Origin of the sequence: Kitasatospora purpeofusca, assembly GCF_000718025.1 — a bacterium.
Taxonomy (GTDB): Bacteria; Actinomycetota; Actinomycetes; order Streptomycetales; family Streptomycetaceae; genus Kitasatospora; species Kitasatospora purpeofusca.
In genome coordinates, this window is record NZ_JODS01000004.1 from 333,108 (window position 1) to 347,898 (window position 14,791).

Annotated in this window: 13 protein-coding genes; 9 read left to right on the forward strand and 4 right to left on the reverse strand. The window is 72.2% G+C overall.

Annotated features, from left to right (window positions below):
* Nucleotides 1–49 precede the first annotated feature (49 nt).
* On the reverse strand, nt 50–691 hold the full coding sequence (locus tag IF01_RS0109940) for a suppressor of fused domain protein (RefSeq protein ID WP_078879826.1): 642 nt from the start codon (nt 689–691) through the stop codon (nt 50–52).
* A gap of 498 nt (nt 692–1,189) precedes the next feature.
* On the opposite strand from IF01_RS0109940, the gene corA reads away from it, so the two are divergent.
* Complete coding sequence (gene corA / locus IF01_RS0109945; protein ID WP_030392949.1) at nt 1,190–2,314, forward strand: magnesium/cobalt transporter CorA; 1,125 nt, start codon at nt 1,190–1,192, stop codon at nt 2,312–2,314.
* Nucleotides 2,315–2,327: 13 nt separating this feature from the next.
* Here the strand turns inward: corA and IF01_RS0109950 are convergent, their stop codons facing one another.
* Nucleotides 2,328–3,329 carry a DMT family transporter gene (locus IF01_RS0109950; protein ID WP_375340976.1) on the reverse strand — a complete coding sequence of 334 codons (1,002 nt, stop codon included), beginning with the start codon at nt 3,327–3,329 and terminating at the stop codon, nt 2,328–2,330.
* A 123-nt stretch (nt 3,330–3,452) separates the two neighbouring features.
* Between IF01_RS0109950 and IF01_RS0109955 the strand changes: the two genes are divergently transcribed.
* The 4 genes from IF01_RS0109955 (at nt 3,453) to IF01_RS0109970 (ending at nt 7,357) form a co-directional block, all read left to right on the forward strand.
* Nucleotides 3,453–4,013, forward strand: coding sequence for a hypothetical protein (locus IF01_RS0109955; protein ID WP_051741220.1), 561 nt, complete (start codon nt 3,453–3,455; stop codon nt 4,011–4,013).
* Between the two features lie 173 nt (nt 4,014–4,186).
* Nucleotides 4,187–5,494 (forward strand): magnesium transporter MgtE N-terminal domain-containing protein, encoded by a 1,308-nt coding sequence (locus IF01_RS0109960; RefSeq protein ID WP_030392952.1) that lies wholly within the window; start codon nt 4,187–4,189, stop codon nt 5,492–5,494.
* Nucleotides 5,484–6,140 carry a DUF1003 domain-containing protein gene (locus tag IF01_RS0109965; RefSeq protein WP_030392953.1) on the forward strand — a complete coding sequence of 219 codons (657 nt, stop codon included), beginning with the start codon at nt 5,484–5,486 and terminating at the stop codon, nt 6,138–6,140. The genes IF01_RS0109960 and IF01_RS0109965 overlap by 11 nt, the downstream gene beginning before the upstream one ends.
* Nucleotides 6,141–6,196: 56 nt before the next feature.
* Nucleotides 6,197–7,357, forward strand: a complete 1,161-nt coding sequence (locus IF01_RS0109970; RefSeq protein WP_030392954.1) for an Mrp/NBP35 family ATP-binding protein — start codon at nt 6,197–6,199, stop codon at nt 7,355–7,357.
* Between the two features lie 880 nt (nt 7,358–8,237).
* Here the strand turns inward: IF01_RS0109970 and IF01_RS0109975 are convergent.
* Nucleotides 8,238–9,047: a protein phosphatase 2C domain-containing protein gene (locus IF01_RS0109975; RefSeq protein ID WP_030392955.1), complete on the reverse strand. Its 810-nt coding sequence runs from the start codon at nt 9,045–9,047 to the stop codon at nt 8,238–8,240.
* A gap of 1 nt (nt 9,048) precedes the next feature.
* Nucleotides 9,049–9,894 carry an RNA polymerase sigma factor sigma-70 region 4 domain-containing protein gene (locus IF01_RS0109980; RefSeq protein ID WP_030392956.1) on the reverse strand — a complete coding sequence of 282 codons (846 nt, stop codon included), beginning with the start codon at nt 9,892–9,894 and terminating at the stop codon, nt 9,049–9,051.
* Nucleotides 9,895–10,119: 225 nt separating this feature from the next.
* On the opposite strand from IF01_RS0109980, the gene IF01_RS43715 reads away from it, so the two are divergent.
* The 4 genes from IF01_RS43715 (at nt 10,120) to IF01_RS0110000 (ending at nt 14,554) form a co-directional block, all read left to right on the forward strand.
* Nucleotides 10,120–10,545 carry a hypothetical protein gene (locus IF01_RS43715; protein ID WP_051755065.1) on the forward strand — a complete coding sequence of 142 codons (426 nt, stop codon included), beginning with the start codon at nt 10,120–10,122 and terminating at the stop codon, nt 10,543–10,545.
* A 630-nt stretch (nt 10,546–11,175) separates the two neighbouring features.
* Entirely contained in the window at nt 11,176–11,826 is a 651-nt protein-coding gene (locus IF01_RS48155; RefSeq protein WP_157855189.1) for a DUF2742 domain-containing protein, read from the forward strand.
* Nucleotides 11,826–13,139: a DUF3987 domain-containing protein gene (locus IF01_RS0109995; RefSeq protein WP_051755069.1), complete on the forward strand. Its 1,314-nt coding sequence runs from the start codon at nt 11,826–11,828 to the stop codon at nt 13,137–13,139. Before IF01_RS48155 ends, IF01_RS0109995 begins: the two co-directional genes overlap by 1 nt.
* A 1,196-nt stretch (nt 13,140–14,335) precedes the next feature.
* Nucleotides 14,336–14,554, forward strand: coding sequence for a helix-turn-helix transcriptional regulator (locus IF01_RS0110000; protein ID WP_030392960.1), 219 nt, complete (start codon nt 14,336–14,338; stop codon nt 14,552–14,554).
* Nucleotides 14,555–14,791 lie beyond the last annotated feature (237 nt).

Sequence of the window (14,791 nt, forward strand, 5' to 3'; positions counted from 1 at the left end):
GGCGCTCCCGGTCCGGCTGCCGCGTGCCCGGTCGCCCCGGGCCCGGCCGTCAGTCCAGGGCGACGCCCCGCCGCTCCGGGTCGCGCAGATCGGTCCCGTGCTGGAGCCAGCGCTCCTGGAGCGCCGCCGCGCCGTGCACCCGCTTCCAGCCCGCCTCGTTGGGGGTCATCGGCAGCAGCGGCAGGAAGTGCACCGGGTCGGCCGGCTCCTCCAGTTCCAGGTCCTCGACCAGCCCGCCGGGCTCGGCCGCCAGGACGGAGGTGAACGGCGCGCCGTCCCAGAGCGGGGCACCGAGGTCCAGCGAGCCACCGGGGGCCACCACCAGGCCCTCCACCTGCGGCGTGGCCGCGAAGGTGGCCAGCGGACGGAGCACGCCGTCGCGCCCGCCCCGGATCGTCAGCACGAGCTCCGCGCGCGGGCCGCGGACCTGGTCGGCGACCGCGGCGCTCGGGTCGGCCATCGGCGCGGCGGACATGCCGAGCGTGGCGTAGCGGACCAGGCCCTCGGCATCGGGGCCGAAGCGCAGCACCTCGATCCGGTCGGCACCGAGGAAGGTCACGGCGGCGCGGCCGCCCGGCTCGCCGAAGGTGGTGAGCAGCCGGGCCTCGACGGCGGCCAGGACCGCCGTCCGGGAGGGGCCGTGCGCGCTGCCGCCGGAAGGGTCGCCGAAGAGCGGGAAGTCGTGGGCCATGCCGGTGAGCGTAACCCGCGGCCCCCGGGCCGTTGGCACGGCCTTTACGTGAACGCGGGCGCGACGAGGGCCGATCGGATGTTAGTGTGAGCGACTGGCCACCGGGGAGTTTTCCCTCCTCCGGGGCAGCGGCGCGAAGGAGGTGGTTGCGGTGGATACCAGCCGACCATGCAGTACCGGCAGCTCTACCCGGCCCGGACGCCTTCCCCGTACCCCTCGCCACGCGGACTGAAACAGCGGGCCCTGGGAGTCTCGGCGACAGCCGACCGGCTTCCCCACCGGCACCCTGGTTCCGTCCCTCCGCGCGGACGGCACGGCGGTCCTCCGGTCCGGCCGGGAGAGCACCCCACCGACGTCCGGTCGTTCCGTTCCGTGTGCCCCTAGCAAGGCCCGGGAGCGACCGCAGGCGCCGGATTCCATCGGTGTTCCTCCGCCGTCGCCCCGCGGCCGTTCGTCACCACGCCGTCGTGCGGCGGTTCCTGCCCCAGGGAGCCTGCCATGTCGATGATCAACAGCCTGCGCGCAGCCGTCCGTACCAACCGCCGCCGCACCGCGGCGGGCCTGTTCGACTCCATCCACCCGGGTGAGACCCCGTCGGCCGTGGTGGACTGCGCGGTCTACCAGCACGGCCGGCGGCACGGCGAGACCTGCAGCCCGCGCGACGCCGCCCGGCTGGTCAAGGCCTCGAAGCAACTGCCCGAGGGCGAGGGCTCGTTCAGCTGGATCGGCCTGCACGAGCCGACCGAGGCGGAGTTCGAGGGCATCGCCCAGCGCTTCGGGCTGCACCCGCTGGCGGTCGAGGACGCGGTGCACGCGCACCAGCGGCCGAAGGTCGAGCGGTACGACGACGTGCTGTTCGCCGTCTTCAAGACGATCCGGTACGTCGACCACGACCAGCTGACCCCGACCAGCGAGGTGGTCGAGACCGGCGAGCTGATGGTGTTCGCCGGCCGGGACTTCGTCATCACCGTGCGGCACGGCGGGCACAGCTCGCTCAAGGAGCTGCGGCACCGGCTGGAGGCCGACGCGGACGGCACCGGGCTGCTGGCCAAGGGCCCGTCGGCGGTGCTGCACGCGATCGCCGACCACGTGGTGGACAACTACATGCTGGTCGCGGACCAGCTGCAGACCGACGTGGACGAGATCGAGTTCGAGGTGTTCTCCAACCGGGGCGGCCGGGGCGCGGACGTCGGGCGGGTCTACCAGCTCAAGCGCGAGGTGCTGGAGTTCAAGCGGGCCGTGGCGCCGCTGCTGCGGCCGATGCAGCAGCTGTCGGAGCCGCTGCAGCGGCTGGTCGACCCGGAGATCCAGAAGTACTTCCGGGACGTCGCGGACCACCTGGCCCGGGTCACCGAGCAGGTGCACGGCTTCGACGAACTGCTGAACTCGCTGCTCCAGGCCAATCTGGCGCAGGTGTCGGTGGCGCAGAACGAGGACATGCGCAAGATCACCGCCTGGGCGGCGATCTTCGCGGTGCCCACCATGATCACCGGCGTGTACGGGATGAACTTCGACTACATGCCCGAGCTGCACCACCGCTACGGCTACCCGATGGTGCTCGGCAGCGTGGTGCTGATCTGCATCGGCATGTACCGGGGCTTCCGCCGCAACGGCTGGCTGTAGCCGGGGCCCGCGGCTACAGCTCCGGCCGGTCGGCGGACCGCTTCCGGTCGGCGGACCGCTTCCGGTCGGCTCGGGCGACCACGACCAGGCCGAGCAGGATCAGCACCACCGCCGGGTAGGCGGCGGCCGGCGGCCACTGGCCCAGCCAGAGCGCGGCGATCAACGCGGCCCCCGGGGTCTCCAGCAGGATCGCGGTGGAGGTCACCGAGGGGCCGAGGGTGCGCAGCACCCGGTTGCTGAGCGAGTGGCCGAGCAGCTGGGCGGTGACCATCAGCAGCACGATCTGCCACCACGCGCCGGCGCGCCAGCCGGACAGCGGCGTCCCGGCGACCAGGCAGACCGCGAGCAGGACAACCGCCGTGGTGGCGTAGCAGACCAGGGTGTACGCGGTGGTGCTGACGGTCCGCCGGACCTCGGCCCCGAGCAGCATGTAGCCGGCCGCGGCGAGACCCGCGCCGAGCGCGAGCGCGTCACCGGCCAGGGCCCGCGGCGAGAGCGAGAGGTCGACGCCGGTGAGCACCAGGACGCCGGCGAAGGCGGTCACCGTGCCGAGCCACACCATCCGGGGCGCCCGCACCCCGAGCAGCCGCATCAGCACGATCGTCCACAGCGGGGTGGTGGTGACCAGCGCGGTCGCGGAGGCCACCGAGGTCATCCGCAGGCTGGGCATCCACAGTCCGAAGTGGACGGCGAGCAGCACCCCGGCCGCCATCGCCAGCAGCAGCGCGCGCCGGGGGACGGCCCGCAGTTCGGCCCGGTGGCGCAGCAGGGCGTAGGGGCCGAGCACGCCGACCGACATGAGGTTGCGCCAGAAGGCGATGGCCAGGGCGGGTGCGGCGGTGGCGCTGATCAGCGGGGCGGAGAGCGAGATGGCGCCGACGGAGACGGCCAGCAGCAGCAGGTCGGTCCTGGGGAGCGGGCCCGCGGTGGCGGCGGGGGCCGTGACGGTGGCGGGGGCGGTGGTGATGGCGATGGGGAGGGCGGCGGCGTCGCTCTCGGGCCGGGCGGCGGGCACGGCGCTCCTCTGGATCCGGTCGGCGGTACGGGCGGCTCCTACCGTAAGGCCCGTGCGGCGCCCATGGAACTGTCGCCCGAACCGCGAGACACCGCCCCCGGCGCAGGCCGTACGCTGTGCGCCATGGACCGTACGCCTGCCGCAGCCGCGACCGCCGACGACTTCCTCGACCGGGCCCTGCTGGAGGAGGCCGCGAAGAAGTCCGGCCTGCTCTGGGTCCGGGCGGACGGCCAGGAGCACGGGCGGGCGCTCTGGCACGCCTGGCACGACGGCGCGGTGGTGGTGGTCGGCGACGGCGCCGAGCAGCCGCTGCACGGGCTCACCGGCGGGGCGGGCGCGACCGTCACCGTCCGCAGCAAGGACAAGGGCGGCCGGCTGACCGGCTGGCCGGCCCGGGTGGTCGAGCTGGCCCCGCGGAGCGAGGCCTGGCAGGGCGCCGTCGAGGAGCTGAAGGGCAAGCGGCTGAACGCGCCGGACACCGACGCCATCGCCGACCGCTGGGCCCGCGAGTGCCGGGTGCTGCGGCTGGAGCCGGCCGGGACGTCGGGCGCCGAGCTCACCGAACGGCCCGGGTCGATGCCGGAGGACTCGCACGTGGCGGCGCCGATGCCCACCCCGGCCACAACCCGTCGGCCGATCCCCGCCGGGCTGCCGAAGCTGCTGCTGAAGCGCCGCAAGGGCTGACGCGCCGCCACACCCGGCCCCCTCCCGGTCGGGCCGCCTCCCCCGGTCGCCCGATTCGCCCGTTTTCACCGAGCCCGGGCGGAGATGCCCGAGTAGCCTTGGCCGCGGGGCGTGGCCGCGCCCGGCCGGGCGTCCGCGAGACGCGTCGAGCGAGGCGAGGGAGACCGGAGTCCATGGCAGGACCAGGCAGCCGCGTCTTCATCTCGCACCTGTCCGGCATCGCCGTCTTCGACCCGAACGGCGACCAGGTCGGCCGGGTCCGGGACGTCGTGGTCGCCCTGCGGATCGGCGGCCGGCTGCCCCGGGTGCTCGGCCTGCTGGTCGAGGTGGTCGCCCGGCGCCGGATCTTCCTGCCGATGACCCGGGTGACCAGTCTGGAGTCCGGCCAGGTCATCACCACCGGCGTGATCAACATGCGCCGCTTCGAGCAGCGCCCCGCCGAGACCCTCGTCCTCGCCGAGCTGCTCGACCGCACCGTCACCTGGACCAAGACCGGCCAGGAGGTCACCGTCCTGGACGTCGCGATGAGCCAGACCCGGCTGCGCGAATGGGAGATCGGCAAGGTCTTCGTCCAGGTGGGCCGGGTCGGCCGGCTGCGCAAGGCCCGCGGCGAGACCGTCACCCTGGACTGGCAGGACGTCACCGGCTTCACCCTGCCCGAGGAGGACCAGGGCGCCGCCAACCTGCTCGCCACCTTCGACCAGCTGCGCGCCGCCGACCTCGCCAGCGTGATGCACCACCTCTCCGCCAAGCGCCGCGCCGAGGTCGCCGCCGCACTCGACGACGAACGGCTCGCCGACGTCCTGGAGGAGCTGCCCGAGGACGACCAGGTCGAGATCATCGGCAAGCTGAAGGACGAACGGGCCGCCGACGTCCTGGAGGCGATGGACCCGGACGACGCCGCCGACCTGCTCTCCGAACTGCCCGGCGACGAGGCCGAGCGCCTGCTCCAGCTGATGGAGCCGGACGAGGCCGAGCCGGTCCGCCGGCTGCTGAGCTACGAGGAGAACACCGCCGGCGGCCTGATGACCACCGAGCCGATCGTGCTGGAGCCGGACGCCACCGTCGCCGAGGCACTGGCCCGGGTCCGGATCTCCGACCACAAGCCGGCGCTGGCCGCGCAGGTCTTCGTCTGCCGCCCGCCGAACGAGACCCCGACCGGCAAGTACCTGGGCACCGTGCACTTCCAGCGGCTGCTGCGCGAGCCCCCGTACACCCTGGTCGGCTCGCTGGTCGACGACGACCTCGACCCGCTGCCGCCGGACACCCCGCTGTCGCTGATCACCAGCTACCTGGCCACCTACAACATGGTCGCCGCGCCGGTCGTCGACGAGGCGGACCACCTGGTCGGCGCCGTCACCGTGGACGACGTGCTCGACCACCTGCTGCCGGAGGACTGGCGGGAGGCCGCGCTGCACGGCGGTCCGGGCGAGGAGCACGCCGACGGACGGGACGAGAGGGAGGTGACCGGTGGACGCTGACCGCAAGGGCCGGCGCGAGGAGACCCCGCGCCAGCGGCTCCAGGGCGAGCTGCGGGAACTGCGCCAGCTGCGCGAGCTGCGCGCCCGCGAGGGCGCCAGGGACCGCCGGGCCGAGCCCGCCCCCACGGGGTCGTCCACCCGCAGCCGGCTGGACCAGCCGCGCACCGCCCGCACCGGCCTGATCAACCTGCCGGCCTACGACCCGGAAGCCTTCGGCAAGCTCTCCGAGCGGATCGCCCGCTTCCTCGGCACCGGACGGTTCATCGTCTGGATGACCGTGGTGATCATCCTCTGGGTCGCCTGGAACACCCTGCTGCCCGACGTGGTCCGGTTCGACGACTACCCCTTCATCTTCCTGACCCTGATGCTCTCCCTCCAGGCCTCATACGCGGCGCCGCTGATCCTGCTCGCGCAGAACCGCCAGGACAACCGGGACCGCGTCAACATGGAGCAGGACCGGGCCCGCAGCGACCGCAACATCGCCGACACCGAGTACCTCACCCGCGAGGTCGCCGCCCTGCGCCAGGGCCTCGGCGAGGTCGCCACCAGGGCCTTCATCGCCTCCGAGCTGGGCAGCGTGCGCTCCGAGATCCAGTCGCTGCTCAGAGAGATCGACGAGCGCCGGGAGGCCTCCGGGACGCTGTGACCCGCGGCACGCCACCGACCGGACGAGGCCCCCGCGCGGCGCCGTACCATCAAGTCATGGCCAACGAGACAGAGGTCGCGGCCGGCGTCACGGAAGAGTCCGTACGCCAGGCGCTGTCGACCGTCAACGACCCGGAGATCAACCGCCCGATCACCGAGATCGGCATGGTGAAATCGGTCGGGATCGGCGAGGGCGGCGCCGTACGGGTCGAGGTCTGGCTGACCGTCTCCGGCTGTCCGATGCGCGACACCATCGTCACCCGGGTCCGCGAGGCCGTCGGCCGCGTCCCCGGCGTGACCGAGGTCGAGGTCGAGCTCGACGTGATGAGCGACGAGCAGCGCAAGGAGCTCTCCCAGCTGCTGCGCGGCGGCGCCCCCGAGCGCGAGATCCCGTTCGCCAAGCCCGGCACCCTGACCCGCGTCTACGCCGTCGCCTCCGGCAAGGGCGGCGTCGGCAAGTCCTCGGTGACCGTCAACCTCGCGGCCGCGATGGCCGCCGACGGCCTGAAGGTCGCCGTGGTGGACGCCGACATCTACGGCCACAGCGTGCCCCGGATGCTGGGCGTCGAGGGCCGGCCCACCCAGGTCCAGGACATGATCATGCCGCCGCAGGCGAACGGCGTGAAGGTCATCTCGATCGGCATGTTCACCCCGGGCAACGCCCCGGTGGTCTGGCGCGGCCCGATGCTGCACCGCGCGCTCCAGCAGTTCCTGGCCGACGTCTACTGGGGCGACCTCGACGTCCTGCTGCTGGACCTGCCGCCCGGCACCGGTGACATCGCCATCTCGGTGGCCCAGCTGGTCCCCAACGCGGAGATCCTGATCGTCACCACCCCGCAGATGGCCGCCGCCGAGGTCGCCGAGCGGGCCGGCACCATCGCGGTGCAGACCCACCAGAAGATCGTCGGCGTGATCGAGAACATGTCCGGCATGCCCTGCCCGCACTGCGACGAGATGATCGACGTCTTCGGCACCGGCGGCGGCCAGACCGTCGCCGACGCGCTCACCCGCACCGTCGGCGCCACCGTCCCGGTGCTCGGCTCGATCCCGATCGACGTCCGCCTGCGCGAGGGCGGCGACGACGGCCGCCCGGTCGTCCTGGCCGCGCCCGACTCCCCCGCCGCCACCGCCCTGCGCGCCGTCGCCGGCAAGCTCGGCGGCCGCCAGCGCGGCCTCTCCGGCCTCTCCCTCGGCCTCACCCCGAAGAACAAGTTCTGATCAAGCACCGGGCTGGTCAGCGGCTGGGCATCCGCCCACCCCGCTGACCAGCCCGTTTGCTGTCATCACCTGTCAACGTTGGCCAACCCTGGTAGACCTCGCACGGCCCGCAGACGGCCCGGCGCTCTCGGCTGACCTCTTGCAGTTCCCCGCGCGGAAGCAACGAAGGCCAGCAAGCCGCCTCAAGCATGGGCCGACTTCCCAAATGGGAGCCTTCCGCTCCCAAAGTGGAATCCAAGGAAACGCGCGATGCTCCCCTTAGACCGGGTATGCTGACGCTCGTTCAAGTCTCGTCGCCCCAATACTCCTCGACACAGTTCGAGGTTCACCTAGTACGGAAACTAGACGACGGGAGAAGAACACCATGGGAAAGCAGCGGCCTCGCCCCAGGAGCCGGGCATCCTCGCACCCTATCCGGTGGGAGGTTGTCCTGGCAGCTCTGACGGCTGTGACCGCAGTAGCAAGCTGCGTAGAGCAGCTGGTGCGCTAATTCGCACCACTGATCGAGTGCCGGACGGACAGCTGGGCAAAAAGTAAGCCCGGCCGGTTCTTACTCGGCCGGACTCACTCGATCCCTCTACAGGAGCCCGAGTCTGGTTGCCGCCAGCTCGGGCTCTCTTATTTGAGAGATTAGTTGCCGGACAGGTGACTAAGTCAATCAAACTCAGTTACTCGTGCCACCTATCATTTATCGTTCACTCCGCATTAAATGTGGAACGAACTTAGTTGCCCGCATGCAAGCAACTATTGCTCGCAAGCAAGCAACACCAACTATAGCTTCAGTTTCCAACTTCTTCCCAGAGCTTCTCGTAGCTCATGACAGGTTCTTGTAGCTGCACCAGAACCTTGAGGGCGAAGTCCTCCCCGAAGGAACCGCGTGTCACGGCAACAGGCAGAACGCCACAGCGGCGTCGTCTCCAGCCTTGAAGCGCGGCCACCGAAGCCCATCAGGGTCCGTGGCCTCGGCCTTCCGTACCGCCGCGATCAGCCCGTCAGCACCGGCGGACCTCAGCACCGAAAACGCCTCTGCCCATGTGGCAGCCTGGTACTCGGTGACGAGTCGCGACGCACCGTCTGACAGGACAGCCACCGCTTGGACGCCAGCCACCGACACGGCGCCGGTCAGCGCATGGTGGGCGGCCTCGCTATGCGAAGCGGCCACCCAGTAGCCGCCCGCCGTGTTCCGGGTGAGGCGCTGAGCCGTGACCATGCGGCGGACGCTCTCGGTGTGCTCCGGCGTGCCAGTGGCGAAGCGCTCGGTCTCGGCCCGGAGCTCCGGGACGACGGTGTCCACCCGCAGGTCGGTCTTCACCAGGTACTCGCCGTCCCGCTCGAAGACGATGGGCGAGTCGGCGAGCACCAGGTAGTCGAACTGCTCGGCGCCGGCGCGGAGGATCGAGACCGTTGCCGACGGCGTCCCGGGGTTGGCCAGGTCGCAGCCCGGGTGCAACGCCGCCACCTGCTCCAGCGCCTGAGCCAGCCCATCGGCCAGCGGCCGGCCGGGGTCGGCCAGCGCGGCGACCAGGTGGCCACCAAGCTGGGCGACGTACCAGGGAACGCCGTGCTGGCAACCGGTGTCGAGGCCAGCCGTGCTCAGCCCGTCCAGCACGACGGCGAGCGACGAAGTGGCGCCCACCCAGTCTTCGTTGGGGTTCGGTCCGCCGGGTGCGGTGGCGATAGAGACGCGCATGTCAGGCCTCGTGTCGGTAGATCGGGGTAGCCCTGCTGCTCTCCAAGACCTCCAGGGTCTTCGGGTCGTAGCGGCAGGAGATGAGCGTGGAGAAGCGCTTCGTCCGCACCTCGCGGTACAGCTCGCCCAGGTGGTTCTCCAGGTAGTGGACAACGCCGTTCGCCCCGATCGCGTGGATGCCCGCGATGTACAGGAACGTCCCCTTGCCGTCGAGCCGGGGCAGCCGCGCCAGGTAGCCGACATCGCCGGCCGTGCCGTCTTCGTCGAGCGGTGAGCGGTACTCGGTCCCGGTCCGCAGATCTGCCAGGTGCCAGGCGTGATCCTTGCGGAAGCGCAGGTTGTCGTCGCCTTCGAGCACCTGGGCCACGATCGGGGACAGCCGCGGCCCGCAGACGACCACCAGGTGGTCGCGGTTCAGGTTCACGATGCCGGACGGCGGGATCACCTCGGAGTCGGAGTCGAGCTTCAGGCCCGCGAACAGCTTGCGCAGGTGCTCGTAGTTGCCGAGGTCTTCCCTGGTCACGACCTCACTTGGGTTCTCCTCCTGCGACTTCCCGGCCTCGTACTTGCCGCCGAGCGCCACCGTCATGGGCCCCAGGCCGAAGAACGCGCGCTCCGGCGCGGGGCCGGCCGACGCGAGCTGGCCGACACGCCCGCGGCTTACGCCGAGCAGGGCAGCGATCTCGGTCTGCGACATGCCCGATGCCGACGCCTCTTCGATGGCCTCCCGGCGGACGCGGGACAGCTCGACCACCCGGTTCTGATAGTCCGCCATCAGGGCAATCGCCGCCTTGGCCCGTTCGATCGGGACGGCCACGTTGGCCACCCGCTCAAGCTCCTCGTGCATCGTGATCCCTTCACTGCCTAGGGGGGCGAAGCAAGAGTACCGCGAGGGGGGCTTGACGCACAGGTGACGCCTGCCTACCTTGGGTATCGCGAGAAGGCGAAAGCCCCCCTAAGCAGTAAGTAGGGATGGGCCTAGCACTTCTCTGACCTGCCCAAACGCAGTGGAGCGGCGCCCCAACCGCCAAGTCAGTACGCCGCTCCATGCCCCAGTGAAGGGAGTTCCATCATGCACGCTTCGCTCACCACTCGGCCGGTCCTGACCGTGGACGCGGTGGAGGAGAACGTCTCGCTGTTCGGCGAGGTGGACCCGGGCGAGCCGGAGCCGCGCTTGTCGGTGCGGGTGTCGATGTCCCTGCGGTTCTTCGACCTGGTGGGTCTGCTGGCCTTCCAGCCGGAGATGCAGCTGACCGCCTCGGACCTCCTGGAGTCCGAGATGCTGGCGGAGTCCCTGCAGTTCGCGCTGGTGAACTCCGACATGCGCCAGATCGAGGAGTACGCGGAGCTGGCCCGCACCGCGCTGTCCGGGCCGCGCCGGCCGTTCCACGCGTACACCAAGCTCGTCGCCGAGGCCGTCACCCGCACGTTCGGCATGACCGCCCCGCAGCCGCCCGCCGCCCCGGCGGTGAACACCCTCCGGCTCGTGGCCGCCTGATGCCTATCCGGGTGAGCGCTCACCGACGCTCACGGGCGCTCACCCCCCGCTCACCCGACCAGTCGGCCGCTCCCGTTTCAGGCGCAGTCGGCCGACTTTCAGGCCCGCCCGGGAGGCGGTGAACACCCGACTGTTCACCGCCGCTCACGGAACCGTTCCCGGCGTTCCGGCCGACCGTCCCCGGTTCCCGGGAAGCGCTTCCCGCCCTTTACCCCCAAGCATCGGTCGCCCCCTGACCAGTGGTCACGGCCCGACCGGCAGCCGACTGCGCTCACCGGTGAACACCCGACCGTTCCCGGTGAACAACCCCCGACTTCCAGCCCGACTCCCGACCCATGAGGAGTAGCTGTGACCAGCCAGAACGGGGCCGACTCCCGCGCCCCCGAAGCTCCACCACCCGGACCTGAAACGCCGACCGCCGCCGCTGAAACCGGCGCCTGTGAACCCGAAACCGGCGCCGTCGTGAGCGGTGAACGCCCCGCCGTGAGCGCCGTCCGGTCGGGTGTTCACTGCCCCGTTCACCCCGTGCCCGAAGCGGCCGACCGCGTGGTCGAAACGGCGCCCGGCGGACCCGAAGCGGGCCCGTCCGTGAGCGGTGAACGCGGTCTCGTGAGCGCCGGTGAGCGCCCGGTGAACACCCCCGCCGCCCGTGCCGCCGAAACGCCCGCCGGTGCCGTCGAAGCGGACGCGGGCGTGGTTGAAGCGGTGCTGCCCGATCCGATCGTCCTCCCGGCGCCGGTGCGGGACGCGCACCGCTCGACCGCCCGGTGGGCCGCCGACCGCTTCCTGCGGGTGCTGCAGAACGTCCGCCCGGCGGTGGTCTTCGACCGGTGGGGACAGCCCGTCGGCATCCCCGCCTACGGCTCCCCCGCCTTCGCCGCGCTGGCGCCGGCCGACCCGCGCCGGGAGGCCGCGCTCGTCACTGCCGCCGAAGCCTGGCGCCAGCAAGCCGAGCAGGCGCCCGAGGCGATCCACGCCCGTCTGCGCACGGACCTGGTGCTCGGCGAGCAGGCCCGCGACGCATGGGCGGCCGAGGACGAAGCCGCCTGGAAGGACCTTGTTCGGACCGTGCGTGCCTGGTCCAACCACCCGACCGCGCTGGAACTCGCCGAACGGCGGGCCCGCGCCGCCGAGGCCGCCCACCGCCAGGTGAACGCTTCACCCGGGTGGCCGCCGGTGGCGATCCCCGGACAGCCCGGCTGGCACCGCCACCACCGCCCCGACGGCCGTCAGGCCGACCTCCCCGACACCACCACCGCCCAGCTTGCGGAGAGTGCCTGATGCCCGTCGAACTCCACCTCGCCACCGCCACCGACGGCCGACCACAGGCCCGGCAGAACCCGATGTACGACCCCGCCCCCGGTGTCGACCGGCCCACCCGGCCGGGCCCGGTCCCGGACCCGGAGATGTTCAGCGGATGGGTCGGCGAGACCGTGCGCGACCTCGACCCGACCACCGAGGCCGACCCGGTGGGCGTCCTGGTGAACCTCCTGTCGGCCGGCGGGGCCGCGATCGGCCCGGGGCCGTTCCTGTGGATCGGCAACGACCGCCACCCCGCCCTGATCTGGGCCCTCACGGTCGGCGCCACCTCCGTCGGCCGCAAGGGCGCCGCCACCAACACCGTGCGCCGCCTGTTCAAGGCCGCCGTGCCGGACTTCATCGCCTGCAACACCCGCTCCGGCCTGTCCTCCGGCGAGGGCCTCATCGAGATGGTCCGCGACGGCGACGGCGACAAGGACCCCGGCGTCACCGACAAGCGCCTGTGGGTCGTGGAATCCGAGTACGGGGTCACCATGGCCCGGGGACGCCGGGAGGGATCCTCCCTGAGCGGCATCCTGCGCCAGGCGTGGAACGGCGAGGACCTGGGCGTGATGAACCGGGAAGCGCTGCACGCCACCGCCCCGCACATCGCCGTCATCGGCCACATCAGCCCGCGCGAACTGCGGGCCAAGATGCAGGACGCCGAGATGGCCGGCGGCACCTACAACCGCTTCCTGCCCGTCTTCGTCCACCGCACCCAGCTCGACCCCGACGGCCGGGGCGCCCCGGACGAGCTGATCGACAACCTCGCCACCGCGTGGAAGACCGTCCTCGCCGACGCCCGCCGCGTCGGCGAGGTCCAGCTCGACCAGCAGGCCGCGCAGCTCTGGCGGGAGGAGGTGTACGCGGCGCTGTGCGGGGACGAAACCGACGACGGCCCCCTCGCCGAGTTCACCGCCCGCGCCGCCCCCTACGCCAAGCGCCTCGCCATGGTCTACGCCCTGCTCGACCACACCGACCGCATCGGCGAAACCCACCTGCGCGCCGCCTGGGCCCTCGTGCGGTACGCCCGCGCCAGCGCCGCCCACGCCCTCGGAGCAGCGGCCGTCGCCAGCACCGGCGACCCGGACCTCGACAAGCTGGCCGCCGCCGTGAAGGCCGCCGGTCCCGGCGGATTCTCCGGGGACGAGGTGTACCGGCTCTTCAAGCGCCGCAACGCCGCCTACCGCGCCGACCTCACCGCCCGCCTGTGCCAGTTGCCCGGCTACGTCGCCGCCCAGGTGCCCGGCGAGGGCCGCCACCGGACCGTCTTCCTCTACGCGCCCCCCGGGTGAAAAGGGTGAGAAGGGTGGAAAGGGCGCTGACCTGCGAAAACACCGGGTGCCAAGCGGGGTGGAAAGGGGTGCCAAGCCCCCCACCCCGCCCGGAGCCCCGACCCTTTCCACCCCTTTCCACCCCGCTTTCCACCACCCAGAACCGCAGGTCAGACCCCTTATCAACCTTTCCAACCTCTCCACCCGCACCTCACCCCGAAAGGGCCCACCGCCATGACCGGCACGCCCGCCACCAACCCCGCCCGGCCGACCGAACACCCGGACGCCCCACCGGCCGCCACGACGCCCCGCGCCCGCTCCCCACCAAGCCCCCCCCGGAGGCCGTCCGGACGGCCGCCCGGCCTAGCGTCGCCCCTCGCTAGACCTAGCAACCCCGCTAGCGGGCCGAACGTGGTCCGACCAGCCGCCTAGCGTCTAGCGCCCCCGCCGGCCGAACCCCGGAAACCGCCCGCAGCCCGGCCCGACACCCCGCCCTCGGTCGCTAGGACCGGTGACTGCCCGCGATCTCCCCCCTCCCACCCCCCGCTCGGGAAGACCTCCCCCCGCCCGCTCAGGGGCCCGGGAGGACGTTCTCCGGCCGGGTGGGGGCGGGAGGGAGGTCACCCTCCGTCACAACAGGGGCCGACGGCGAGCGTCAGGCCCCGGGTGTCAGAGATCGTCTGACACCGCTGACGCCCAGAACCCCGGGTAACGCGCACGCGCGCGCGAGCTGACACCTCTGACACCCTGCCCGGCGCCCACCTCTGACGGCTCTGACACCCGCCCGGGTGCCGGTCCTGACGGCCCTGACACCCCGCCGGACCCGCCCGGCCGCCGACCTGACACCCGGCCTCGGCCGCCTGACACCGCTCTGACGGCCCTGACACCTCACTCACCGCAACCGACCGAGCCCCCTTGTCGCCTGTCGCTTGTCCTGTCGCCTGTCGCCCCGGCCCCGCCGAACCACCCGCAGAGCCCGGAAACCCTCCCCCGAGCAGGGAGGCGACAAGCGACAAGACAGGCGACAGGACAGGCAGGCGACAAGCCGGACGACAAGCGCGACGACACCCCGCCCACCCACCTGTCACCTGTCCTGTCACCTGTCATCCCCACCCCGGAACGGGCCCCGCACCCGCCCGCCCCACCCCTGACCTGCCCCGTACAGGCGACAGACAGGTGACAGGTGACAGACAGGCCGACCGCACCCGGAGACCGCCTTGGCCAACCACCGCGCCCCGACCACCGCCACCGCCCTGCCCGCCCGCTTCCTCACCCCCGAGGACATCGCCTCCCTCCTCTGCGTCCCCCTGGAGACCGTCTACCAGTGGCGCCGCAAGCGCACCGGCCCGCCCGGCTTCCGCGCCGGCCGACACGTCCGCTACCACCCCGACGCCGTCGCCCAATGGGTCACCGACCAGACCCACCAGGCCGCCTGAACCACCAGGGACCCACCAGGGAGGCAGGGAGAACTCCCTCCCTGCCTCCCTGACACCCACCCCCGCCCCCACCAGCACATACACCGCCACAGGGAGGCAGGGAGGCACCCCACAGCCCCCGCCCAACAGCCCGAAAACAGCCCCTCCCCGGCACCGGACGCCTCCCTCCCTGCCCCACCACACACCCCCTCCCGGCACCCCACCGAACAACCCCCCCCCGACCGGCCCCCCCCGGGC

What these genes read in the sequence shown, in the direction of transcription:
- IF01_RS0109940 (WP_078879826.1), bottom strand. Translation starts at nt 691, where the DNA reads ATGGCCCACGACTTCCCGCTCTTCGGCGACCCTTCCGGCGGCAGCGCG.
- IF01_RS0109955 (WP_051741220.1), top strand. Translation starts at nt 3,453, where the DNA reads ATGGACCGTACGCCTGCCGCAGCCGCGACCGCCGACGACTTCCTCGAC.
- IF01_RS43715 (WP_051755065.1), top strand. Translation starts at nt 10,120, where the DNA reads ATGCACGCTTCGCTCACCACTCGGCCGGTCCTGACCGTGGACGCGGTG.
- IF01_RS0109995 (WP_051755069.1), top strand. Translation starts at nt 11,826, where the DNA reads ATGCCCGTCGAACTCCACCTCGCCACCGCCACCGACGGCCGACCACAG.
- IF01_RS0109960 (WP_030392952.1), top strand. Translation starts at nt 4,187, where the DNA reads ATGGCAGGACCAGGCAGCCGCGTCTTCATCTCGCACCTGTCCGGCATC.
- IF01_RS0109970 (WP_030392954.1), top strand. Translation starts at nt 6,197, where the DNA reads ATGGCCAACGAGACAGAGGTCGCGGCCGGCGTCACGGAAGAGTCCGTA.
- corA (WP_030392949.1), top strand. Translation starts at nt 1,190, where the DNA reads ATGTCGATGATCAACAGCCTGCGCGCAGCCGTCCGTACCAACCGCCGC.
- IF01_RS0109975 (WP_030392955.1), bottom strand. Translation starts at nt 9,047, where the DNA reads ATGCGCGTCTCTATCGCCACCGCACCCGGCGGACCGAACCCCAACGAA.
- IF01_RS0109980 (WP_030392956.1), bottom strand. Translation starts at nt 9,894, where the DNA reads ATGCACGAGGAGCTTGAGCGGGTGGCCAACGTGGCCGTCCCGATCGAA.